Genomic DNA, 23645 nt, shown 5'->3' on the forward strand with positions numbered 1-23645 from the left:
CGAGAACCCCAGACTTCTCCCAAGGAGATCGCAATGCCGTCCCGCGAACTTCCCTTCCCCGTGTTCGACGCCGACAACCACATGTACGAGCCGCAGGAAGCGCTGACCAAATACCTTCCGGACAAGCGCAAGCACGTCATCGACTACGTGCAGGTCCGCGGCCGCACCAAGATCGTTGTGCGCGGCCATATCAGCGAGTACATCCCCAACCCGACCTTCGAGAAGGTCGCCAAGCCGGGCGCCCAGGAGGACTATTTCCGCAACGGCGCGCAGGGTAAGTCCTATCGCGAGATCCTCGGCGAGCCGATGAAGGCCATCCCCGCCTTCCGTGAGCCGGGCGCGCGGCTCGAGGTCATGGACGAACTCGGCATCGACTACGCCCTGATGTTCCCGACACTGGCCAGCCTGGTCGAGGAGCGCATGAAGGACGACCCTGAGATGACCCACGACGTCATCCACGCGCTCAACCAGTGGATGCACGAGCAGTGGACGTTCAACTACGAGGGACGCATTTTCGCCACCCCGGTGATCACCCTGCCGATCGTCGACCGCGCGCTCGAAGAGCTGCAGTGGTGCCTGGAGCGCGGCGCCCGCACCGTGCTGGTTCGACCGGCACCGGTGCCCGGCTACAAGGGCAGCCGCTCGTTCGGCCTCGAGGAGTTCGACCCGTTCTGGCAGGCCTGCGTCGACGCCGAGATCCCGGTCTCGATGCACGCCTCCGACAGTGGTTACTCCGAGTTCGCCAACGTGTGGGAGCCGGGCGACGAGTTTCTGCCGTTCAAGCCGACCGCGTTCCGCAGCTTCGCGATGGGCCATCGGCCGATCCTGGACGCGATGGGCGCCCTGGTGTGCCACGGCGCGCTGTCGCGCAACCCGGAGTTGCGGATCCTTTCCATCGAGAACGGCGCAGATTGGGTGCCGGACCTCTTCAAGGGCCTCAAGGGCGTCTACAAGAAGATGCCGCAGTCGTTCAGCGAGGACCCGATCGAGGCGTTCAAGCGATGCGTCTACATCACCCCGTTCTGGGAGGACCGGTTCACCGAGATCGTCAACATGGTGGGCACCGACCGGGTGATGTTCGGCTCCGACTGGCCGCACCCTGAGGGCCTGAAGGACCCCATCAGCTTCGTCGACGAACTCACCGAATTCAGCGAGGAGGACGTCGCCAAGATCATGGGCGGCAACCTGATGAAGCTGATGAAAGTCCCCTCGAAGAAGCTCGTTTCAGCCTGAGAGCTGCCCGATCCGGCTTGCGCGAAACACGCATTGAGTCAAAGTCGTTAGCAAACTGATGCGTTCGGTTCCTAACGCGCGTTGATAATCTGGGGGTCGAAGTGTACGGACGTCATGCATTTCGACGGGTTACGTGACTCGAGTTATGACGCCGTAAAGGGTTCCCGAGAAGGGACGGCCGGGGTGGGCGCCGAGAAGGATTGGGACGAGACCGTTGGCGCGGCCGACGACGTTCGCCGCGTCTTCGAAAATGTCCCCGCGATGCTGGTCGGCCTCAAGGGCCCCGACCACCGGTTTGTCGCGGTCAACGCGGCCTACCGAGCATTCAACCCGACGGGCAATCCGGTGGGAAAACTCGCGCGCGAGGTCTTCCCCGAGTTGGAGAGCCAGCAGATCTACCAAATGTTCGACCGGGTCTACGCAACCGGCGAACCGCAAACCGGGACGGAATGGCGGCTGCAGGCCGACTATGACGGATCGGGCATCCAGGAACGGTACTTCGACTTCGACGTCACGCCTCGCCGCGGGGACGACGGATCGGTCGAGGGTGTACAGATCATCTTCGACGATGTCACTGACCGGGTGCAGGCGCGGCTGGCCTCCGAGCAGCGCATCGAGGAGCTGTCCCAGCGCTACCGCAACGTCCGCGATTCGGCCACCGTCATGCAGCAGGCGTTGCTGGCCCCGTCGGTGCCTGTCGTTCCCGGCGCCGATATCGCCGCGGAGTATCTCGTCGCCGCCGAGGACACCGCGGCCGGTGGCGACTGGTTCGATGCGATGGCCCTCGGCGATCGGCTGGTCCTTATCGTGGGCGACGTCGTCGGCCACGGTGTCGAAGCCGCGGCAGTGATGTCGCAACTGCGCACCGCGCTGCGGATGCAGATCTCGTTGGGCCGCAGCATCGTTGAAGCGCTCGAAGCGGTCGAAGACTTTCACGAACAGGTTCCGGGGTCGAAGTCGGCCACCTTGTGTGTCGGTTCGCTCGACCTCGCCACCGGCGAATTCCAGTACTGCACAGCGGGACACCCACCACCCCTGCTGGTGAGCGCCGCCGCGAGCTCTCGGTACGCGGAGCCGACGGGTGCGGGTCCCCTCGGCAGTGGCACCGGATTCCCGGTGCGTACCGAGCTGCTTGAGGTGGGCGACTCGGTCCTGCTTTATTCCGATGGCCTGATCGAACGTCCCGGGCGGCCCCTGGGCGCCAGCACCGCGGAGTTCGCCGCGCTCACCGCGAACATCGTGGGCGGCACTGGCGGCTTCGTCATCGATGCGCCGGGCCGGCCGATCGACCGCATCTGTTCGGAGACATTGGAATTGCTGCTCCGGTCGACGGGCTATAAGGACGACGTCACACTCCTTGCCGCGCAACGGCGCACCCCGCCGCCACCGCTGCGGATCACTGTGGATGCGACGATTCACACCGCACGCGCCGTCCGCGCACAGCTTCGTGAGTGGCTCTCCCAAGTCGGCGCCGACGCCGACGACAGCTGTGACGTCGTCCACGCCGTCTCGGAGTTCGTCGAGAACGCGGTCGAGCACGGCTATGGGACAAAGGTTTCCGGCGAGGCTTCGAATCGGATCGTGGTCGAGGCCGCGCTGTCCGGCGACGGCAACTTGCGCGCCTCGGTGATCGACGATGGGCGCTGGAAGGACTACCGGGAGGGTGAGCGCGGTCGCGGTCGCGGACTGGCAATGGCCGAGGCGTTGGTGAACCAGGCGCAGGTCACGCATGACGACGGCGGGACGACGGCAAGCCTGACGCACCGGCTGTCGCGGCCGGCGAACTTCATCACCGACACGACCGTCAGCCGGTCACCCCGCCAACGGCCCACCAACTCCGAATTCCTCTCGATGGTCGGAGAGGCCGGCCGCATCGTGGTCAGCGGAGATGTCGACTCGACCACCGCATCCACCCTGGACCGCCAGATCGCGGTCGAAAGCCGCTCCGGCGTAGCGTCGTTGACCGTCGACCTCAACGGGGTAACCCATCTCGGGTCGGCGGGCGTCAGCACCCTGGCGGCCGCCCGCGACCGGGCGCGCACGCAGGGTGGTGGCTTCGTGCTGGTAGCCGCGCCTGGATCCCCGGCGCATCACGTCTTGTCACTCGTCCAAATGCCGGTGGCCAACAGCGATCCCTAAAACGCTCTCACCGGCGAACAGCGCCGCCAGTCAGCCTCCCTGACCGTGCCGAACCTGATTGAACGGCACCCCGCGGTCGGCGGCGTACTCCCGGGGGAATCCGAGCACCCGCTCGCCGATCACATTGCGGGCCATCTCGGTGGTGCCGCCGCCGATCGCGACATTCTGCCGAGACAGGTACCGCAGGCCGGCCTCCAGTCCTTCGCCGACATCCCCGACGACACCGGCGCTTCCCGAGATCGCCAACGCGGTGTCCATGTCCATGGTCACGGTCTCGGAGTGAAAGAGCCTGATGAGGGTGCCCGCGGCCGGGGGCAGTACGCCGTCTCGAACTTTGCGGTACACGTGATCGATCAGCTGCTCGCCCACCGCGCGCTGCACGAGCACCCGGCCGGCCATCTCGTGGATTCGTTCGTTGTCCGCCTGCCCCATCTTCTCGGCGAGGGCGACGTAGTCGACGGGCGTCGTGTGGCCGCCTTCGTGGCCGGCGCCGCTGGCGAACTCCGAACCCTGCCCGACCGCGCGGCGTTCGTGGTACAGCTGTCGCGAGGCGACCGCCCAGCCGCCGTTGACCTCGCCGACGACGGCGTCATCGCCGACGTCCACGCCGTCCAGGAACTCCTCGCAAAACTCGGTGGACCCACTCAGCATGGTGATGCGCCGCAACGTGATTCCGGGATGGCCGATGGGCACCAGGAACATCGTCAGGCCTTCGTGCTTGGGCGCGTCCCAGTCGGTGCGCGCAAGGCACAATCCGTAATCGGCGGCGAAAGCGCTTGTGCTCCAGGTCTTTGCGCCGGTGATGATCCAACGGTCACCCTGGCGTTCGGCCCGGGTGATGACACCGGCGAGGTCCGACCCGCCGCTGGGTTCGGACAGCAGTTGCACCAAGACCTCGTCGCCGCGCAGGGCGGCGGCGATGTGCCGCTTCTTCTGGTCCTCGGTCCCGGTGTCGAGCAGGGTGGCGCAGCAGATGGTGAAGGTCGGCGTGTTGAGGATCAGCGGCATCTCGTAACCGAGGGATTCGGCGTCGAATGCCTTCTGGTATTCGTAGTCCAGGCCCAGGCCGCCGTACTCGCGCGGAAAGCAGATACCGGCGAATCCCCCTTCGTAGAGCCGCTTTTGCAGTTCGCGGGCCCTGTTCCAGGATCTTTCGTCGTCGCGCGGAGCGGGCGGCGGGGACTCGGGGTCGATGGCGGGCAGGTTGTCCGCCAACCACACCCGGGCCCGCGCGGCGAATTCGGCAACCGACTCAGGGGTCGTCATCGGGCGTTCGTCACCGATCGTGCCGCTTTCTCGGCCTCGTACACCCTCAGGTTGTGCTCCTCGGGCGTGCCGAACATGGAGCGGTACAAGGTGACCCGCCTCAGATACAGGTGCAGGTCGTGTTCCCACGTGACGCCGATGCCGCCGTGCATCTGCACGCAGGCCTGAACGATGCGGCCCGCCATCTCGCCGACGTATGACTTCGCGATGCTTGCCGACCAGCCCGCCTTGGGCGAGCGCGCCGCAACCTCGGCGACCGCCGCCGACGTGGTGGCACGACACGCTTCCAGCCACAACTTCATGTCGGCGAAGCCGTGTTTGAGGACTTGGTAGGAGGCCAGCGGGCGGCCGAATGTATGCCTGTCCAGCGCCCATTGGACGGTGAGGTCGAACACCGTTTGCAGGATGCCGACCACCTCGGCGCACTGCAGCACCTGGGCGAGCTGACTCTGCCGCCCGATCATGGCGGCGGCCTCTGCTGGGCCGCCGACCGCGGCGGAAGGTTCCGCGACCACGCCGTCGAAATCCACCCTGGCGTATTGCTTGACCAAATCGACCGACTGCTGCGCCGCGATCCGAACGCCCGGCGCGTCCGTTGGCACCAGAAACTGGCGGATGCCGTCGTCGCACCGCGCCACCACCAGCAGCACCCCACTTTGGGCGCCGGCCTCGACGCGGTCCTTGGCGCCGTCGATGCGGAAGCCGGCCTCGGTCCGGGTGGCCGTCACCGACGGATCCAGCGGCGCCCAGCCCCTGCCCGGCTCGCAAACCGCCCACGACGCCACGGTTTCGCCGGACATCAGCGATTCGATGGTCTCGGCGTGCGGGTGCGGATCCGGGCACTCGGCGAGTGCCGCGAGCACGACGCTGACCGGATACAGCGGCCCGGGCGCCACCGTCTTGCCGAGTTGCTCGGCGACCATGGCCAGATCCACGACGCCGCTGCCCGAGACGCTGCCGCCGCCCGACTCCTCCGGAACGAGGAGGGCCGTCCACCCGAGTTCCGCGGCGCGCCGCCACCACGCCGGGTCGAAGGACAGTCCCGCGGCGTGCAGTTCGCGGACGCGGCTCAGCGGCGCTTCTTTTTGCAGAAATGCCTGGGTTGTGGAAGCGAAGAGTATCTTTTCGGGAGAGTCGACAGCGGTCATGATGCCGGAAGATTCGAGAGGAAGTGTGGGTGGTTGATCATCCGCCTGGTCGGTTCTCGTCGGAGTTCGCTGGGGATTCTGATGTTAGCAATGAGCAGTACGGTAAGAGATACCGGAGTCCAATCGATAATGACCATGACGAGCGGTAATCGCGGTGGCTGAGGCGAACGAAACGCCCGATCATTCGACCGCATCGGAGGCCGACGCGCAGGCGTTGCTCGAAGAGGCCGAGGCGGAGGCCGCCGCGGCCGAAGCGCTGGCCGCCGCGGCCCGCGCCCGCGCCCGCGCCGCCCGGCTGCGCCGCGAGGCCCTCGGGCTGCCGGACCCCGACGACTACGACGACGCGGATGAGGATTACGCCGAGGACGAGGACCAGGGCGACTACGAGGACGACGAAGAAGACGACGAGGGCTGGTACGAGGACGACTACGACGAGCCGGTAACCGAGCAAGCCGGATGGCGACGACGGATGCCGATGCTCGCCGCGATTGCCGCCGTCATCGCCATCATCGCTTTTGCCGCATCCAGCGCATACATGGTGCTGCAACATCGCGAAAACACCAGGCACGAACAGCGGGAAGCGGCGTTCGTCGCCGGGGCCAAACAGGGCGTCCTCAACATGATCTCGCTGGACTTCAACAAGGCCAAAGCCGATGTCCAACGGGTGATCGACGGGTCCACCGGCGAATTCCAGGCCGATTTCCAGCAGCGGGCCAACGACTTCATATCGGTGGTCATCCAGTCGAAGGCGGTGACGGAGGGAACGGTGCACGCCGCCGCGCTCGAGTCCATCAACGGCAACTCTGCGGTGGTATTGGTTTCGGCGACATCGCAAGTCACCAATTCCCCGCCGGGTAAAGACGAACCACCGCGAATGTGGCGCCTCAGGGTGACGGTCTCCGACGTCGGCGGGAAGTACAAGATGTCGAAAGTCGAGTACATACCGTGACCGAAGACGTGCGCGACATCGATTCGGCCGGACCGGAACCCACCGAACCGGTCGAAGACGACGACTCCGTGACCGAGGAGCCCACCGACGACGCCGAGGAGCCGACCGACGAAGCCGAGGAGCCAACACACGACGTCGAGTCCGACTCCCCCGAGCCGATCGAACGCCGGCGCCGTTCCCTGTCGCCCAGGGCGCGCAAGGTCATCGCGGCGGTTTTGGTTGTCCTGCTGGTGATCTCGGGCGTCGTGGCGACGTGGCTGTACTTCGAGTGGTACCGGCCTGACCAACAGACCGATGCAGGAGCCGCCCGGGCCGTGGTCAACGCGGCCTCGGACGGAACGACCGCAGTGCTGTCCTATTCGTCCGACTCGCTCGACCAGGACTTCGCCAGCGCCAAGTCACACCTCGGCGGGGATTTCCTGTCGTACTTCGACCAATTCAGTCAGCAGACGGTGGCCCCGATGGCGAGACAGAAATCGATGAAAACCAAGGCCAAGGTCACTGGCGCCGCGGTCTCGGAATTTCAGCCCGATTCGGCCGCCGTCCTGGTCTTCGTCGATCAGGTCACCACGACCAAGGACAGCGCCCAACCTTCCGTGGCCGTCAGCAGCATCCTGGTGCGCATGTCCCGGATCAACGGGAAATGGCTGATCACCAAGTTCACACCGGTCTAGACGCACCGGCTACATGGCGAAGACGCGGCGCAGCGACTGGGCGTGCAGCGCCCGGTTCTCCTCGGAGACAATCCAATCGGGAACCAGAGAATCGAAGCCGTTGAATGTTGCTGCGATGACGTGCAATTCGGTGTGGACGTAGGCATGCAGTAGCCGATTGGCATAGTCGATGGCTTCGTCACGGCACGGGTCGATCTCGGAGCAGCTGACAAACGTGGGCGGCAGCCCCTCGAGGTTGGCCCGATGCGCGGGGACGTGTTGACCGTTCGCGGTCGCGTGGCCGAGGTAGTGGCTCCAGGCCCGGCTGACGGCCGGACCGTTGAGGCCCGGCGTGCGCTGGAACTCTCGTCGCGACGGGGTGGCATCGGAATCGAGCATCGGCTGATGCAGGATCTGCACCAGCACCGGCGGCCCTTCCTGGTCGAACATGCGCTGGGTCAGGCTCGCGACCAGCGCCGCACCCGCGTCCCGGCCCATCACCGCGATGCGGGTGGGGTCCACGTCCAGGTCGGCGCAGTTGTCGACGGCGTGGCGGAAGGCCGCGTCCACGTCGTCCAGCGCGGCCGGACAGGGATTTTCGGGTGCGAGCCGGTAGTCGACCGAGACCACAAGACACTCGGCATCACGGGCCAGCTCGACGCAATGCGCGTGATCGGTGTCCAGGTTTCCGGTCACGAAGCCACCGCCGTGGGCGTATATCACCAGGGGCACCCGGGATCCCGCGGCCCCGCGGTACAAACGAATACCCAGCGGTTGGCCGTCCGGGCCGGCGATGGATCGCGACTCCACGGCGACACCGCTGGTTTCGGCGACCGCGGCCCGCTCGGCGGCCCGGGCGTTGGCCGCATTCCGCTCGGCGGCCAGCGTCTCGGCGCGGAACTCGACGACGCCCAGCCCGGTTGCCGCCTCGCGCAGCGCCGGATCGATCCGGTTAAGGCCTTGCGGCCGCGTCATGTTGGTCTGCGTCATACCCCTCAACTTCCGTCCGGGAAACCATCTTCAAGGTAGACCTGCGATTCCATGTGGTGGAAGATGCGGTACCTATCACCGCGAAAAGTCAGCAACCACGTGATCCAGCTGGTTCCGGTGCGCGCAACGTCGGATTCTTGCCCGGTGAAGCTCCACCGGCTCAGCAAAACGCAACGAGCCACGCCGCCGGCCAACGCCTCGGCGGACCACAACTGCGACGACACCGAGGCCCGCTTCAGGCGACCGCCGATCCTGGCCCAGTGCCGATCGAGCTCGTCGGCGCCGACCAGTGGCATCGCGTATTCGTCACCGATGTAGATCGGCCGCGGGTCCTGACGCTCCCACAGGTCGGCGACGGCGGCGAAATCCAGCGCGGACCACTTCTCGTCGTATTCGCCGATCAGAGAGGCCAGTTTGGCGGCCAGATCGGCCACCGCGTCACCGTTCTCCGGGAAGCGCCTTCACGGTCGCCGGTAGCCCGTAGAGAGCCGTCGCGTTGCCGCGCATGATTCGCTCCCGTTGGTCGGCGGGGAATCGGTTGATCGCATAGGTCGGCGCGTCGTAACTCCAGTGCGGATAGTCCGTCGAGAACATCAGGTTGTCGCCGAGGTCCATCATCTCCAGGTACTCGCGGAACTGAACGGTGTCGACGTCTTCCAGCGGCTGCGTGGTGAACCGGACGTGTTCGCGCACATACTCCGACGGGCGGCGACGCACGTGGGGCAGGTCGCCGCGGCGTGCCTCCCAGATCCGGTCCATCCGCGACATCACCGGCATCGCCCAGGTGAAGCCGCCTTCGACGAAGACCACCCGCAGGTCCGGGTGACGATCGAACGCGCCGTCAAACACCAGGCTCATCAGGTGCGAGACGTACAGCAACGGCCAGGAGGCGAAGAAGTCGTGCCAGTGTGCGGGGTTGCCCACCGGGTACAGCGGTATCAATTCGAAGGGCGTCTGTCCCATCAAATGGGTGGCGACGGGGAAGCCGTTGCGTGCGGCCGCGTCGTAGAGCGGGTCGAAATGCGGGTTGCCGAAAGGGATTCCGCGGGTTTGCGGAGTCATCAACACCTGGGCCATGTACGGATGTCCCGCCCACCGTTCCACTTCGCGGGCGGCCCGCTCCGGGGTCTGTGCGCTCACGCTGATCGACCCGCGCCAGCGGCCGTGCCAGTTGTACTTGTCCAGCCAGACGTCGGCGAGCCAGTCGTTGTACGTCGACTTGAGCACGTGTTCGGCCTGCGGCAGTTGCGCGTCGCACATCGGCTCCAGCGTCGCGATGCTGACCCCGGCGTCGAGAAGCAACTGCTTGGCGGCGAAATCCGGATCGCTGCCGGCGACCCCGCCGGTGGGCGGGGCGGCGTCGAGGCGCAGCGACATCGTCTTGTACGAATCGGGGGTGTCGTAGAAATGCGGGACGGGGCTGACGGCGTTGCCCGTCGGCCAGATCTTGTCCACCCATTCGGCGGGCGCGTAGGACTTCAGCAGGTCGGCCGAGACCGGCAACGGGTGCACATCGGTGTCGACGATGGTGACCGCTATTTCGTCCTCTTGACCGGTTGGTGAGTCGAGTCGCTCGATCGTCGTCATCAGACGCGCTCCTTCAGCCCGTAGAGCTCACTGGCGTTGCGCCACAACACCTTCTCGCGCTGGGGGGCATCCAGCCCCTCGGCGATCGCCTCCGGCGCCGACGTGGACCAGTGCGGGTAGCTGGATCCGTACATCAGCAGGTCGGACTTGCCGGTGAAGTCCATCCAGCGCTGCGCCGCGTCGGCGTCCGTCGGCCCGTCGAACGCCGAGGAGCAGAACCGGACGTGGCCGGGCAGGTATTCGCTGGGATAGCGGTCGACCCAGGGCGTCTGGTCGCGCATCGACAGCCAGAACGTGTCCAGCCGCCACATCAGCGGGGTGAGGATGTCGTAACCGCCGTCGGCGAAAACAAACTTCAGATCGGGGTGCCGGCCCAACACGCCCTCGATGACGAGCGTGGCCAGGTGCACGAAGTAGTTCAGCGGCATGAACGCCGCGTAACCGGGGTAGGTGTGCGCGTGCCCGGCGAAGGTGGGCGGGTGGTCGACGCCGTTGCCGCCGTTGATGTGCACCGCAACCGGCAGTCCGTGCGCGGCGGCGGCCTCCCAGATGGGCTCGAACATCGGTTTGCCGTACGGCTCGCGCGACTGCATGGGAACGCCGACCTGCACCAGCTTCGGGTGACCGGCGAGGCGCTCGATCTCGGCGACCGCGCCCCTGGGGTCCTCGGGGTTGACCCGGATGCTGCCCCGGAACCGGTCGGTGGGGTCGGGCTCCAGCCACCGCTCCAGCAGCCAGTCGTTGACCGCGGCGCAGATGCGGCTGTTGAGCAGGTAGTCGGCGATGTTGCCGCGGGTCAGCGGGTTGAGGATGGCGTAATCGACGCCCATGTCCTCGAACAGGTGCCGCGCCGTCGTCTCGGGATCCGATCCCGGGTAGTGCTCGCCGTAGAGATCCGCCCGGTAGTCGCCGCCGGGCGCCTGATACCACTGCTGCTCGACGTCGGGGATCGACCGCAGCTGGTGCGCGGGCGGCAAATAGCGGCGTATCTCGGCGTTGTAGCGGAAATGCGGCTGCACATTGGTGTCGATGATCATGCGGTCAGGTACACCTCCCCGTCGGTGACATCCACCTGGTAGGTGCGGACACGCCGCCGCGGATCGGCGACGTTTTGACCGGTGGTGACGTCGAATTCCCAATTATGCCAAGGGCATCGAACGATCTGCCCGTCACGAGCCCGGCGCATCCCGTCCGGCGATTCGGGGGCCGATTCGTTGGTGCCGCCGATCAGGCCGAGGCATAGCGGCGCGCCCTCGTGTGAGCAGTAGTTGACGATCGCGTACAGCTGCCCGCGCACGTTGTAGACGCCCACGCCGAACTTTCCGACGTCGACCAGTTTCATCCCGCCGGGCGGCAGCTCGTCGAGCGAGCACACGAATCGCCGGTTGGGCACCTGGGAAATCACCGCCTTCTCGGTCAATACTGTGCGCATTACGGTAAAGGCCACAAGCCGTTGGGCTTCGTTGCTATTTATACTATGATAGCGATATTCCCTCGCCAGACACATCCCGCCCCACCGGCTGCTCAGGAGGAGCGCGAATGACGCTCAGCACGGACCCGGACGGCCAGCCCGTCGCCCTCGACCTCACCGGTGAAACCAGCCCGTACCCGTTCTTCGAATACATGCGGCGCACCGATCCCGTCTGGCACGGCTCCCTGTCTGACCACTCCCAGATGCCGGAGGAATTGCGGCCGAAGGACGAGTGGGTCCTGTTCGGCTACGACGGCCTGTTCCAGGCGTTCCGCGACGACCGCGTCTTCACCTCGGCGAGCTACGACAAGACCATCGGGCTGGTGATGGGCCACACCATCCTGGCCATGGGCGGCAAGGAGCACCACGACCACCGCAGCCTGGTGGCCAAGGCCTTCCGGGCGACCGCGCTGGAACGTTGGGAGCCGTCGGTCATCGGCCCGGTGTGCGATCGACTGATCGACGAAATCAAAAACGACGGCCACGCTGACCTGGTCAAGGCGCTGACGTTCGAATTTCCGACCCGGATCATCTCGGTGCTACTCGGGCTTCCCCCCGAGGATCTCGCCCTGTTCCGGCGGCTCTCGCTCGACCTGATCTCGATCCCGACCGACATCGAGGCAGGGCTGAACGCGGCGGCGGAGCTGCACGGCTACTTCCTCGAGCAGGTGGAGCAGCGGCGCCGCAAGACCACCGACGACATCATCGGCGACCTGGTCACCGCCGAGATCGACGGCGACAAGCTCACCGACGAGGCCATCATCGCGTTCCTGCGCCTACTGCTGCCGGCCGGCCTCGAGACGACCTATCGCTCGTCGGGCAACCTCTTGTACCTGCTGCTGACCCACCCCGAGCAGCTGGCGTTGGTCCAGCGGGACCGGTCACTGATCCCGGCGGCGATCGAAGAGGGCCTGCGGGTGGAAACGCCGCTGACGATGGTCACGCGCACCACCACCGAGGAAATCGAAATCGGCGGCAAGACAATCCCGGCCGAAGCGCAGATCGACATGTGCATGGGCTCGGCCAACCGCGACGAGAGCCGCTGGCCCGACCCCGACAGGTTCGACATCCACCGGCCGCGCCACGCCCACATCGCGTTCGCGGCCGGCATTCACATGTGCCTCGGCATGCACCTGGCCCGGCTGGAGACCCGGGTCATGCTGAACAGCCTGTTCGACCGGGTCAAAGATCTGGCGTTGCTGCCCGACGACGGAACCGGCGAGGAGTCAAAGATCGTCGGGCTCACCTTCCGGTCGCCCAACAAGCTTCCCGTCACCTTCTCCCCGGCCGCATGAGAAGCCGCGCGGCGATCCTGCACGACGTCGGCGGCCCGTGGTCCGTCGAGGAATTCGAATTGGACCCGCCGCGCGCCGGCGAAGTCCTCGTCCAGCTGGCCGCCGCCGGGTTGTGCCACTCCGACGACCACATACTCAAGGGCGATATGTCGGCGCCGAACGAGGTGATGAAAGCCCTCGGCCTGCCGACCATGTTCCCGATGATCGGTGGCCATGAGGGGTCGGGCATCGTACGCGAAGTCGGCGAGGGCGTAACCGATTTCGAGCCGGGCGACCACGTGGTGATGTCGTTCGTCGCGGTGTGCGGCCAGTGCCGCTGGTGCGCGACCGGTGTCGAGTACCTCTGCGACGTCGGCATCGGCACCATGGTCCCGGGGATGCCGACCGACGGCACCTTTCGCCACCACACCGCCGACGGCCGAAACCTGGGCCACATCGCCAAGGTCGGCGCGTTCGCGCAACACACTGTGGTGTCGACGAATTCGCTGGTGAAGATCGAGCCGCACCTGCCGCTGGCGCCGAGCGCGCTGCTGTCGTGCGCCATCCCGACCGGGTACGGTTCCGTCGCGAACCGCTCCAACATGCGCGCGGGCGACACCGTCGTCGTGATCGGCGTCGGCGGCATCGGAACCGGCGCGATCCAGGGCGCCCGGATCAACGGCGCCGCGCAGATCGTCGCGGTGGATCCCGTTGAGTTCAAACAGAAATCGGCGCTGCAGTTCGGCGCGACGCACAGCGCCGCAACGGTTGCCGAGGCGCTCGACCTGGTGCGCGGCCTGACGTACGGCGTGATGGCCGACGCGGTGGTGGTCTCGCCGTCCCTGATCACCCCGGAGGACGTGCGCGACGCGGTGCAGCTCACCCGCAAGGGCGGGACCTGTGTGCTCACCGGCATGACCTCGCAACTGACCCGGTCGGTCAAGATCGACCTGCAGGACTTCATCCTGATGAACAAGACGCTGGCGGGCACCATATTCGGGTCGTGCAACCCCAAGGCCGACGTCGCCAGGCTGTCCAGGCTCTACGAGACCGGGCAGCTGCAGCTCGACGAGATGATCACCCGGCGCTATCGCCTCGACGACATCAACGACGCCTACGACGACCTGCTCAACGGCAAGATCGTGCGGGGCATCATCGATTACGGGATCGGTTAGATCCCGGACGGCGCCGACCTCGAGTGTGAATTGTGGGTTTTGTGTGTGAGCTCTTGGCGGACAACTCGCCGAAATCCCGCCACCAGCGCACGCTGAAAACCGCCACCGCACACTCAGAGTCTCGACGCCACTCCTAGTCCGTGCGGCCCATCACCCGCTGCATCTGACCGTACGCGTCGATCGGGCTGTGCAACGCCAGGCCACCGTCGGCGTGCACGACTTGACCTGTCACCCAAGGCAATTCCAGCACGCCCACGATCGCGCCGGCCACATCGGTGGCCTCGCCGAGGCGGCCGAACGCCGTCCGCTCTGACAGGCCTTCCACCCAGCCCGGGAGTTGTTCCGGTCTCGCCAGCATCGGTGTCCGGGTGACACCCGGCCCCACGGCGTTCACGCGGATGCCGTGCCCACCCCATTCCACGGCGGCGACCTTCACCAGCATGTCTACGCCCGCCTTGGACACGCAATATGCGCCCATGTCGCGATCGGCCAGGGTGCCGCTGATGCTCGAGACCGCGACGATGGAGCCACCCACGCCCGCGTCGATCATCGCCCGTGCCGCGGCGCGGATGGTAAGCCAGGTGCCGGTGAGGTTGACGGCCAGCACCCGTCCCCATTCCGCGGGCTGCTGTTCGAGCAGCATGCCCGACGCTCCGACGCCGGCGCACGTCACGATTCGGGTGGGCACACCGTGGTCGCGCACGGTTTGTTCCATCGCCGCCGACACCGCGTCGGGATCGCTGACGTCGCAGGCGATGTCGCCGCCCGACAGATCCCACACCACGACGGCGTGACCCGCCTCGCGCAGCCGTGCGGCGACCTCACGCCCGATCCCCGACGCGCCGCCGGTCACCAGCGCCGTCATTGCGGGGGGCCGATCAGCTCGACGAGCACCCCGTCGGGCGCCGTGATCACCGCCATCGGGACCGTCTTGCCGCCCGGGGCAGGCACGCGGATGCGTCGGACGCCGTCGGCGAAACCCAACGCCGCCAACCTCGTCAGCGTCTCGTCGACCTCGCGCTGCAGGGAGAGCAGGAAGAAGCCGTGCCGCGGTGGGCCCGGCGCGACGTCGGCGCCCTCCGCGCACTCGAAGACGACCAGTTCGACGATCCCGGTGTCGGGGGCCTGCGGGTCACCGAGGAATATCGAGCGCAGGCGATCGGTCTTGGTGCCGAAGAGTTCCGGCCAGTCCCCGGTGAAGGTGTGGTCGAACAGTTCGGCGAATCCCAGGCCGTCGCGCCAGAACTTGGTCGAGCGTTCGACGTCGGCCGTGCAGATCGCGGCGTGGTGGATACCCGGCATCCACCCACACTAGGCGTCGCCGCACGTCAAATGCGACGGGTCTGCTGGGCCCGCCGGGCCGATCATTCGACGCGAATTCCCGGCCCGGCGTCATCACCAGGGCGGTGTCAGGCCTGCTTGACCGCCTCGATCTCGAGTGTGACGGTGACCTTGTCGCCGACGACCGCGCCCCCGGTTTCCAGCGGCAGGTCGAGGTCAATGCCAAAGTCCTTGCGGTTCAACACGACCGACGCCTCGAAGCCGGCGACTTCCCCCTGGCCCATGCCCGGATTGACACCGTAGAAATCGAGGTCCAAAGTGACCGGTTTGGTAACGCCCTTGATGGTGAGGTCGCCGCGGAGCGCGTAGCTTTCGCCGTTCGGCTCCACCGAGCTGGAAGTAAAGGTCGCGACCGGGTGCTTGTCGACGTCGAAGAAGTCGGACGACTTGAGGTGGGCGTCGCGTTGGCCGTTGCCGGTGTTGACGGAATCCACCGCGATCTCGGCGTGGACTGACGGAGTGCCGTCGTCGGCGATGACGATCGCGCCGCTGAAGTCGTCGAAGCTGCCCCGTACCTTGCTGACCATCAAATGACGTACCCAGAAGTTGATTGACGAGTGCACCGGGTCGATCGCCCACGTGCCGGTAGTGACCTGAGTCGTTGCGGTTGCTGTCATGGTGTCCGTCTTTCCTGTTCGGGGCGACGGCCTGCCCGACGCCCTTCGCAGGGCTAAGCGGACTGTAGTCCGAATTTATTCCCGGCGGCTCGGCGGCGCTCAGTTGGTGGCGCGGGCCAGGGCGGTAACCCGGTCCGCCAGGTCCGACAGCGCGCGAGCGGTCGCCAGCTCGTGGCGGGCTTCACGCGCCAAACAGTCGGCCGGATGGCGATAGGCCACGCCAACCCCGGCCAAATGCGAACCACCCCATTCCAACTCGACCTTCGCGCACGTCCTTCCGTGGCGCTCGTCGATAGCTAGCGTGATCATCGGGTGCGTAGCAGAATTCGGGCGACCGGCGTGGTACATGTACCGATCATGCTGCGGGACACAGCCACTTTCGCGCCCATCGCCCGGCGCGCCGCACACTGATGACTTTGGTCCCACCGGTGACTGCCAATGGCACTTCGCGGCGCCTAGGCGATCTCGACCGTCGCGCTGGCGTGACGCTCGTCGGCTGCCACCTAGGCGATCTTGGCCAGCGTGCGATCCCACAGCTCGCGGGCGAGGTCGGCGTCATAGGCGGCGCGGTTGGCCTTTGCCAGTTTGCCCTTGGCGTAGTACTCGCCGGACATCCAATCGACTCCAGGTGTGCTCGACGCCAGCCAAACCAACTGGTCGGCCGCCTCGTCGGCGGTCGCGGTGAACCGGACCATCAACGGCACGCGGTACTTCATGAAGACGAGGAACCGTGATCCCGATGCCTCGCCGAAGTTGGAGTTGACATATCCCGGGTGAAACGTCGCGGACGACAGGCCCGACCCGTGATATCGGCGGTGCAATTCCCTGGTGAACAACACGATCGCCAGCTTGGTGAGGGCATAGGCGGTGCTGGGCCGGCGGCGGGCCGTGTCCTCCAGGTCGGTAGCGGTCACGCGGCGAACCAGCTTGTGTGACGAGCTGGTCGTGCTGAGGACGGTGGCGCGGGACTCGACAAGCACCTCCATCAACCGCGTGGTGAGCAGGAACGGCGCCAGGTAGTTGACCTGGAAGGTCACCTCGTGACCGTCTCCGGTGGTATGGGCATTGGTGAACATGCCGCCGGCGTTGTTGGCCAGCACGTCGATGCGCGGGTATGCGGCACGAATCTTGTCGGCCAGTTCCCGCACCTGGGACAGGTCGGCGAAGTCGGCCACGAAGTAGTCCGCGCCCAGCTCGGCGGCAACGGCCGCGGTCTTGCTCTGCGATCGGCCGACCAGGGCAACGTTCGCGCCGCTCCGATGCAACCGGCGGGCCGCCGCGGCGCCGATGCCGTCGCTGGCGCCGGTGATCACGATCGTCCTACGTGTCATTGCCTAAAGGCTAGGCAATCAGGTCAACGAGTAGCGCACCGGTAGGTGCTTGAGCCCCCCGACGAAGGTGGTGGCGGTCAATTCCGGATCGCCGGTCAGCTCAATGGATTTCAGGCGGGGCAGCAGTTCGGAGAAGAAGCTGTTGACCTCCATGCGGGCCAGCGCCGCGCCCATACAGAAGTGCACGCCGTAGCCGAACGCCAGATGCTTGTTGGGGTCGCGCCCGACGTCGAAGCGGAACGGGTCGTCGAAGACGTCCTCGTCGCGATTGGCCGATACGTAGGACAGCAGGAGGGAATCTCCGGCGGCGATCGGTACTCCGCGCACGGTCGTGTCGCTGGCGGCGGTGCGCATGAACTCTTTGACCGGGGTGACCCAGCGGATCATCTCGTCCGTGGCCAACGGCATCAAGTCGAGGTTGTCGCGCAGGCGCTCCCGTTGGTCGGGATTCTCGATGAGCGCCTGCATGCCGCCCGAGATGGTCGCGCTGGTGGTGTCGTGACCCGCGGTGGCGACGATCAGGTAGTACGACACGGTGTCGACGTCCGACAGCGGTTCGCCGTCGACGCGGGCGTTGGCGATCGCGGACGAGAGGTCCTCGGTCGGGTGTTCGCGGCGTGATGCGGTCACCCGGTTGAAGTACTCGAACATGTCGAACAGCGCGGGCAGCTGGTCCTCGTTCGTGGTGCCGCGTTTGAATTCCGAGTCCTCGCTTCCGAACAGCTCCTGGGTCAGCTTGAGCATGCGGGGAAAGTCGGCCTCCGGCAGCCCCAGCAGCGACATGATGACGTAGAGCGGGTAATTGACCGCGACGTGCTGAACGAAGTCGCATTCGGGGCTTGCGGCCATCATCTTGTCGACATAGATCTTGGCCAGCTCGTCGACTCGAACCTTCAACGCCCGCATGGCTTTTGGCCGAAACCAGTCGGAACCGATCGCACGCACCACCCGGTGCTGCGGATCGTCGAGGTGGATCAGCGTGCGTACGCCGGCGGCGATTGCCTGCTCGTCGCCCTCCAGCGTGGTCAGCACGGGGCGCGGCCAGTTGGTGAACAGCGTGTTCTCGCGTTCGATGTCCATGATGTCGGCGTGTTTGGTGATCGCCCAGAACGGCTTGTAGTTCGGCACGTCGACCCACGACACCGGGGCGTTCGCCCGCAGGTGGGTCAGCGCCGCGTGCAGCCGCGGCTCGTCGGTGTAGGCCAATGGATCCGTCAACAGCTTGGCGGCGTCATCCATCGTCGGCGTGCTCACTGGCGAAACTCCTTCATTGCGGTGCAAACACAGTTTTGCGAGGCGGTCATGAAAATGGGCAGGACGCGATCGACCACGTCCGCACAGCGGCTTTTCAGGGCAGCACCGACTTCGTCGACCGGGCCGACGACGGCGAAGGTCGCCAACATTTCGTCGTCGATCAACGACCCCATGGCGTCCCACTCCCCCTGCTTGGACAGCCGGTTCAACTCCTCGTGCAAGTCGCCCCAGCCGTGCAGCTCCAGCACCTTGCGATAGGCCGGCGTCGATCCGTAGAACGCGATCTGCTTGCGCACGGCGGCCGTGGCCGTCTGCAGCTCGGCGTCGGTCTCGCCGGTGGCCACCAGCACTTCGGCCGACAGCTCGACCTCCTTGCGGTCGCGGCCCGCTCGCTGCAGGCCGCGCAGCAGCGCCGGGGTGGTGACGTCGGTGATGTACCGCTTCGACACCATCGGGTGCCCCAGGTGGCCGTCCGCGACCTCGCCGCACACCTCCGTCATCGCTTCGCCGACCGCGGCGAGGAACACCTTCGGCGGCGGGTAGGGCTGCGGCTCGGGCGTGAACATTGGGGTCATGATCTTGTGGGTGTAGAAGTCGCCCTCGAAACCGAGCTTGGTGCCGTCACGCCACGCGGCCCAGATCGCGTGCAACGCCGAGACGAATTCCCGCATCCGACGCGCCGGATGGCTCCACGGCATGCTGAACCGCTTCTCGATGTGGGGCTGGATCTGGGTGCCCAGACCGAGGATGAACCGGCCCCGCGAGTAGGCCTGCAGGTCCCAGCCGATGTTCGCGACGATCATCGGATTACGGGCGAACGCCACGGCGATGTTGGTGCCGACTTCGAGCCGCGAGGTGTGTTCGGCGGCCAGCAGCAGCGGCAGAAAAGGGTCGTGACTGGTTTCGGCGGTCCATCCCCCGTCGTACCCCTGCTCTTCCAGCGCCCGCGCGACCTCGGCGGCCCGGGCCAGCTGATTGGGGATGCCCCCATCGATCTTGAGGCGAGGGCCGTCAGCCATGCGGGTAACTTTACAGTAAGCAATCCAGTATGTGACCCTGCACGTCTAGGCCCGCGCGAGATCTTCCATGAGGTAGGACATAGGCATGACAAAACCCCCGGATTGGCAGGAGACGCTCGAGGACCTCGACCGTCGCCGGCAGCGCGCGTGGGGCATGGGTGGGCCCGAACGCCTCGACAAGCACCGCGGCAAGGGCAAGCTCGACGCCCGCGCGCGCATCGAACGGCTCGTCGACCCGGGGACGTTCCGCGAAATCGGCACGCTGGTCGGCGGCGAGATCGCCGCCGACGGGCTGGTCGTCGGCTCAGGTTCGATCAACGGTTCGCCGGTGATGTTGGGCTCGGAGGACTTCACCACCATGGCCGGCAGCATTGGACCCGGCGGCAACGCGAAGCGCTACCGCATCGCCGAACTGGCGCTGCGCGACAAGATTCCACTGGTGATGCTGCTCGAAGGCGCCGGGTTCCGGCCGGGCGGTGGACATTACGGTCGCACCCCCACCGACCTGCTGTCCCAGGCGCAGTGCTCGGGCCGGGTGCCGACCGTCGCCGCCGTATTGGGCCCCTCGGCCGGGCACGGCGCTCTGGTCGCCCCGGTCTGTGACTTCCGGATCATGAGCACGCAGGGCGCGATCTTCACCGCGGGGCCGCCGGTCGTCAAAGAGTCGACCGGAGAAGAGATCTCGAAGGAGGACCTCGGCGGGCCCGTGACCGCCCTGCCGAGCGGGGTGATCCACAACGTCGCCGAAGACGACGAGGCCGTGATCGCCGACATCCGGCGGTACCTGTCGTATTTCCCGTCCAGCGCGTGGTCGTACCCGGCGCCGCTGGCGCCCGACGAGGACAGCGAGCCGCGTGCGACGCCCGAGCTGCTCGACATCGTCTCCCGCGACAACCGCCGCGTCTACGACATGCGCGCCGTGCTCGATGTGGTCTTCGACCGGCCCGACTGGTTCGAGGTCCAGCCCCGGTACGGCAAGGCGATCATCTGCGCGCTGGCCCACCTCGGCGGCCATCCGGTCGCGGTGGTCGCGAATCAGCCCAACGTGCTCGCGGGCTCCATCGACGCCGCCGCCGCGGACAAGGCGGCGCATTTCATCCTGGTGGCCGACTCGTTCCACCTGCCCATCGTGTTCCTGGCCGACAACCCCGGCATGTTGCCCGGCAGCCGGTCCGAGCGCAGCGGCGTGCTGCGCGCCGGCGCGCGGATGTTCGCCGCGCAGACCGCGGCCACCACGATCAAGCTGCACGTCACGCTGCGCAAGGCATACGGATTCGGCTCAATGGTGATGTCGCTGCTGGGTTTCGATCACCAGAGCGCGACCTTCGCCTACCCGGGCGCGACCATGGGCGCCATGAGCGCCGCGGCGCTGGGCCGGGCAACACATGCCGGTGAGGACACCACCGCGAAGCTGCGCGACGCCGAGTTGCAGGCGTCGTATCGCTCGGCCGAACATCTGGGGTTCGACGAGCTCATTGATCCCCGCGAAACCCGCGACGCCCTACTGGGTTCGCTGCTTCGTGGACTGTCCAGCCGCCAGGCCGCCGCAGAGCCGGTCAGCCGGACCGTCATCCTGCCTTGAGTTCCCTTGCGCGAGTGGGCGTGTCTGTACGGCGACACGCCGCAACGGGCGTACAACTGCGCACGCTCGCGGCTAGTTGGTCGCCCGATACGCGGTGACGACGGGCTCGAGCTCGTCGGGCGTCGCGCCATGCATGATCACCGCGTCGGCGCCATAGTCGAACTCCTCGCGGATGCGGTCCACGCACCGCTGCGGCGAACCGGTCGCCGACGGTTCCAGCCATTCGTCGGGGATCAGCGTCGCGATGTGTTCGATCTGCTCGGGCGTGGCCTTGTGATCGATGCCGCCGGCGATCGACGTCACCACCGGGTCCTCCCGAAAGCGTTGCAGCACAGCGGGATCCCACTTGTTGGTCTGCACCAGCAGGTCGCCGTAGCCCTGCAGATAGGTGGCCAGGCGCGCCACGGTCTTCTTCAGCCGCAACGGTTCGGGAAGGTGGTCACCGACCGTGGCGAAGCACGACCACACCCGCACGCCATCAGGGTCGCGGCCCGCCTTCTCCGCGGCGGACTTGACCGTCGCCACGCAGCGCTGCAACGTCTCGGGCGTGAAGTAGGTGTGCAGGATGACGTCGTCGAAGACCCGGCCGCCGAGCGCGAGGGTGTTCGGCCCGAATGCCACCAGCGCCAGGCGAATGTCCTCGTTGAAGTCCGGGTCGAGAAACAGGATCGGGTATTTGCCCATCGGGCCGTCGTGGTTGAAGATCAGCTCGCCGTGCCACAGCCGGCGCATGACCTGGGCCCAGTCCTCCATCTGGGCGGTCGTCACGGCCGGGATGCCGAACGCCCCGTAGATCGCGGCGATCCCGCGCCCGATGCCCAGGGTGAATCGCCCGCCGGAGAGCCGATGCATGGTGGTCGCCCACGATCCGGTGATCAGCGGATGGCGGGTGTTGTGATTGGTTGCGGCGGTGGCGATTTGCATCCGGCTGGTCACCGCGCACGCGGCCCCGACGAGCGATGACGCCTCCTTGACGTTCCAGCGCTCGGAGATGAACGCGGTGCCGAAGCCCAGCTCCTCGCCGCGGCGGGCCTCGTCCATCAGGGTCGCCGGCCCCTCGCCGCCGGCCCCGGCGAGCAGGTAGTACCCCAATTCGTCAAGCGTGCGCTCGCTCAATTCCAAACCCCTTGCTGGTAGCCGCAATTCCAGACCTCGGTGATCCTGCCGGCGACGACGCGGAACACCTCGATGCTGCCGATGTTGGTTTCGGTGCCGTCCTTGGTGGTCATCGACGAGTCGTAGACGATCGCTACGTGCTCGCCGTCGTCCCCCTCGATCACGATCTTGAGGTCGAAACGCAACGAGTCGAACAGCGCCAACATGTCTGCCACTCGTTGGACCGCCTGTGCGTGGGTCAGGGTGTGCGCCGCGCCGACCTCGTGCCGAATGACGTTGTCGCCCAGCAACTCCTCGGCCAGGCCGAGATCGCGCTCATTCCACACCACCAGGTTGTAGAGCTCAACCACTTCGCGCGCCGTCCGGGTCGCCGCCATCACCCGGCTGCCTCCGCCAGGAAGCGTTCGGTCACCGCGAGCACGCGCCGGGAGAACATGTGACCGACGTGTCCACCGTCGTACCAGTACAGCTGCCCGCCCCAGCGTTCCTGCAACGCGACCGCCGGCTCGCGCATCGCCATCCGGTCGTGCCACGCTCCGACGATGAGCCGGCGGTGCGGCGGCGGTGCGGGATCGGCGCGCAGCGGGTCGATCACCGAGGTCAGCATCGAGACCTCCAGCGAGCCCAGCACCTCGCGGAAACCCGCGCGGGACTGCCCCCAGCGCCCGAGGTGCCGCGCGATCATCGCGTTGAGCCCCAGGATCGGGGTGTACAGCGCCACCGCGTCGATCTGCCTCTCGAGGTGGGAGACCAGCGCGGCCACCGGGGTGCCCATCGAAATGCCCGACACCACAACGGCGGTGGCCTGCGGCTGGACCCATCGCACCACTGCGCGGACCTCCGAGACCGCGCGCATCATGCCGGCAACATTGCCCAGCGGATCGACGTCCGGGTAGGCCGGCCATTCACGTCGCCGGCAGCCATGGCCGGGCTGCACCGGCATCGCGACGTTGAACCCCAGCGTGTGATGTATTCGGCCGATCCGGGACAGCAGCAAGTCTTCCGTGCCGCCCTGACCGGCGCCGTGCACCCACACCAGCCACGGCCGCGGACCGTCGCGATGCCGGCACAGGTGCACCACCGCGCGGGCCGGCCCGCCGAAGCCTTCGGCCTCCAGCGTCGCCGGCAGGCCAGGGTCGTGTTCGAACGTCATCTGCTCGTATTCGAGGCCGGCGATCCGGCGCCGCCGTATCGAGGTCGCCCGCAACGGTTTTGGCGCGGCATGGGCCGCGTCGATGCCGAGGGCCGACAATTCCTTGGCGGCCGCGCTGCACGCATCCACCGGCCGCATCTCCGCCGGGCCGCCGGCCAGCAGCGAAAAGCCGCTCAGCACAAGCTCGTCCAGCATGACCTCGCCGAACTGACGGAGTCCGCGCGGGGACGCCGGCACCCAGCCGGTCGATTCGTGCAGGCCGGTGACGGTGCGCGGCAGCAGCATGCCGAGCTCCCGGGCCAGTTCTTTGGAGAGGCCCATTCCCCGCGTCGCCCATGACATACCGA

The 23645-nt window shown here is 66.8% G+C and carries 24 protein-coding genes; 7 read left to right on the forward strand and 17 right to left on the reverse strand.

Going from position 1 to position 23645, the window contains the following annotated elements:
• Window positions 1–33 precede the first annotated feature (33 nt).
• On the forward strand, window positions 34–1233 hold the full coding sequence (locus A5655_RS09570) for an amidohydrolase family protein (protein WP_067008719.1): 1200 nt from the start codon (window positions 34–36) through the stop codon (window positions 1231–1233).
• Between the two features lie 183 nt (window positions 1234–1416).
• Window positions 1417–3372, forward strand: a complete 1956-nt coding sequence (locus A5655_RS09575; RefSeq protein ID WP_067008722.1) for a SpoIIE family protein phosphatase — start codon at window positions 1417–1419, stop codon at window positions 3370–3372.
• A gap of 30 nt (window positions 3373–3402) precedes the next feature.
• Here the strand turns inward: A5655_RS09575 and A5655_RS09580 are convergent, their stop codons facing one another.
• Together A5655_RS09580 and A5655_RS09585 are read right to left on the reverse strand one after the other, a co-directional pair.
• Window positions 3403–4638, reverse strand: coding sequence for an acyl-CoA dehydrogenase family protein (locus tag A5655_RS09580; protein ID WP_067008727.1), 1236 nt, complete (start codon window positions 4636–4638; stop codon window positions 3403–3405).
• Entirely contained in the window at window positions 4635–5786 is a 1152-nt protein-coding gene (locus tag A5655_RS09585) for an acyl-CoA dehydrogenase family protein (protein ID WP_067008732.1), read from the reverse strand. Before A5655_RS09585 ends, A5655_RS09580 begins: the two co-directional genes overlap by 4 nt.
• Window positions 5787–5940: 154 nt before the next feature.
• Here A5655_RS09585 and A5655_RS09590 point away from each other — a divergent pair, with 154 nt between their 5' ends.
• Together A5655_RS09590 and A5655_RS09595 are read left to right on the forward strand one after the other, a co-directional pair.
• Window positions 5941–6735, forward strand: a complete 795-nt coding sequence (locus A5655_RS09590; RefSeq protein ID WP_067008735.1) for a hypothetical protein — start codon at window positions 5941–5943, stop codon at window positions 6733–6735.
• A complete protein-coding gene (locus A5655_RS09595; protein ID WP_156764792.1) occupies window positions 6732–7409 on the forward strand; it encodes a hypothetical protein in 678 nt (225 codons plus the stop codon). Before A5655_RS09590 ends, A5655_RS09595 begins: the two co-directional genes overlap by 4 nt.
• Before the next feature lie 9 nt (window positions 7410–7418).
• Here A5655_RS09595 and A5655_RS09600 read toward each other — a convergent pair whose 3' ends face one another.
• From A5655_RS09600 to A5655_RS09620, 5 genes are read right to left on the reverse strand one after another with little or no spacing between them, the layout of a single operon-like run.
• A complete protein-coding gene (locus A5655_RS09600; RefSeq protein ID WP_082978577.1) occupies window positions 7419–8378 on the reverse strand; it encodes an alpha/beta hydrolase in 960 nt (319 codons plus the stop codon).
• A gap of 5 nt (window positions 8379–8383) precedes the next feature.
• A complete protein-coding gene (locus A5655_RS09605; protein WP_067008738.1) occupies window positions 8384–8812 on the reverse strand; it encodes a hypothetical protein in 429 nt (142 codons plus the stop codon).
• A gap of 4 nt (window positions 8813–8816) precedes the next feature.
• Window positions 8817–9965 carry an amidohydrolase family protein gene (locus A5655_RS09610; RefSeq protein ID WP_067008742.1) on the reverse strand — a complete coding sequence of 383 codons (1149 nt, stop codon included), beginning with the start codon at window positions 9963–9965 and terminating at the stop codon, window positions 8817–8819.
• A complete protein-coding gene (locus A5655_RS09615) occupies window positions 9965–11002 on the reverse strand; it encodes an amidohydrolase family protein (RefSeq protein WP_067008745.1) in 1038 nt (345 codons plus the stop codon). The genes A5655_RS09610 and A5655_RS09615 overlap by 1 nt, the downstream gene beginning before the upstream one ends.
• The gene (locus tag A5655_RS09620; protein WP_067008748.1) at window positions 10999–11397 is read right to left on the reverse strand and encodes a Rieske (2Fe-2S) protein; all 399 of its coding nucleotides are present in this window, start codon (window positions 11395–11397) and stop codon (window positions 10999–11001) included. The genes A5655_RS09615 and A5655_RS09620 overlap by 4 nt, the downstream gene beginning before the upstream one ends.
• A 107-nt stretch (window positions 11398–11504) precedes the next feature.
• Here A5655_RS09620 and A5655_RS09625 point away from each other — a divergent pair, with 107 nt between their 5' ends.
• Together A5655_RS09625 and A5655_RS09630 are read left to right on the forward strand one after the other, a co-directional pair.
• Entirely contained in the window at window positions 11505–12731 is a 1227-nt protein-coding gene (locus A5655_RS09625) for a cytochrome P450 (RefSeq protein WP_067008751.1), read from the forward strand.
• Complete coding sequence (locus tag A5655_RS09630; RefSeq protein ID WP_067008754.1) at window positions 12728–13885, forward strand: Zn-dependent alcohol dehydrogenase; 1158 nt, start codon at window positions 12728–12730, stop codon at window positions 13883–13885. The genes A5655_RS09625 and A5655_RS09630 overlap by 4 nt, the downstream gene beginning before the upstream one ends.
• Window positions 13886–14018: 133 nt before the next feature.
• On the opposite strand, the gene A5655_RS09635 is transcribed toward A5655_RS09630, so the two are convergent.
• From A5655_RS09635 to A5655_RS09665, 7 genes are all read right to left on the reverse strand, one after another.
• Window positions 14019–14750 (reverse strand): SDR family NAD(P)-dependent oxidoreductase, encoded by a 732-nt coding sequence (locus tag A5655_RS09635; RefSeq protein ID WP_067008757.1) that lies wholly within the window; start codon window positions 14748–14750, stop codon window positions 14019–14021.
• A complete protein-coding gene (locus A5655_RS09640) occupies window positions 14747–15187 on the reverse strand; it encodes a VOC family protein (RefSeq protein WP_067008760.1) in 441 nt (146 codons plus the stop codon). The genes A5655_RS09635 and A5655_RS09640 overlap by 4 nt, the downstream gene beginning before the upstream one ends.
• A 107-nt stretch (window positions 15188–15294) precedes the next feature.
• Window positions 15295–15843: a YceI family protein gene (locus A5655_RS09645; protein ID WP_067008763.1), complete on the reverse strand. Its 549-nt coding sequence runs from the start codon at window positions 15841–15843 to the stop codon at window positions 15295–15297.
• 99 nt (window positions 15844–15942) lie between these two features.
• Window positions 15943–16152 (reverse strand): dsRBD fold-containing protein, encoded by a 210-nt coding sequence (locus tag A5655_RS09650; protein ID WP_067008765.1) that lies wholly within the window; start codon window positions 16150–16152, stop codon window positions 15943–15945.
• 194 nt (window positions 16153–16346) lie between these two features.
• Entirely contained in the window at window positions 16347–17174 is an 828-nt protein-coding gene (locus A5655_RS09655) for an SDR family NAD(P)-dependent oxidoreductase (protein ID WP_067008769.1), read from the reverse strand.
• Window positions 17175–17192: 18 nt separating this feature from the next.
• Complete coding sequence (locus A5655_RS09660) at window positions 17193–18413, reverse strand: cytochrome P450 (RefSeq protein WP_067009012.1); 1221 nt, start codon at window positions 18411–18413, stop codon at window positions 17193–17195.
• 11 nt (window positions 18414–18424) lie between these two features.
• Entirely contained in the window at window positions 18425–19447 is a 1023-nt protein-coding gene (locus tag A5655_RS09665) for an LLM class F420-dependent oxidoreductase (protein ID WP_067008772.1), read from the reverse strand.
• An 85-nt stretch (window positions 19448–19532) separates the two neighbouring features.
• Between A5655_RS09665 and A5655_RS09670 the strand changes: the two genes are divergently transcribed.
• Window positions 19533–21029: an acyl-CoA carboxylase subunit beta gene (locus A5655_RS09670; protein WP_067008775.1), complete on the forward strand. Its 1497-nt coding sequence runs from the start codon at window positions 19533–19535 to the stop codon at window positions 21027–21029.
• Between the two features lie 72 nt (window positions 21030–21101).
• Here the strand turns inward: A5655_RS09670 and A5655_RS09675 are convergent, their stop codons facing one another.
• Genes A5655_RS09675 through A5655_RS09685 form a run of 3 tightly spaced genes read right to left on the reverse strand, consistent with a single transcriptional unit; the run spans window position 21102 to window position 23640 of the window.
• Complete coding sequence (locus A5655_RS09675) at window positions 21102–22145, reverse strand: TIGR03857 family LLM class F420-dependent oxidoreductase (protein WP_067008777.1); 1044 nt, start codon at window positions 22143–22145, stop codon at window positions 21102–21104.
• On the reverse strand, window positions 22142–22522 hold the full coding sequence (locus tag A5655_RS09680) for a nuclear transport factor 2 family protein (RefSeq protein WP_067008781.1): 381 nt from the start codon (window positions 22520–22522) through the stop codon (window positions 22142–22144). Before A5655_RS09680 ends, A5655_RS09675 begins: the two co-directional genes overlap by 4 nt.
• Window positions 22522–23640 (reverse strand): PHB depolymerase family esterase, encoded by a 1119-nt coding sequence (locus A5655_RS09685; RefSeq protein ID WP_067008783.1) that lies wholly within the window; start codon window positions 23638–23640, stop codon window positions 22522–22524. Before A5655_RS09685 ends, A5655_RS09680 begins: the two co-directional genes overlap by 1 nt.
• Window positions 23641–23645: the final 5 nt, after the last annotated feature.

The sequence above is a fragment of the Mycobacterium sp. 1081908.1 genome, from assembly GCF_001673535.1.
Classification (GTDB): domain Bacteria; phylum Actinomycetota; class Actinomycetes; order Mycobacteriales; family Mycobacteriaceae; genus Mycobacterium.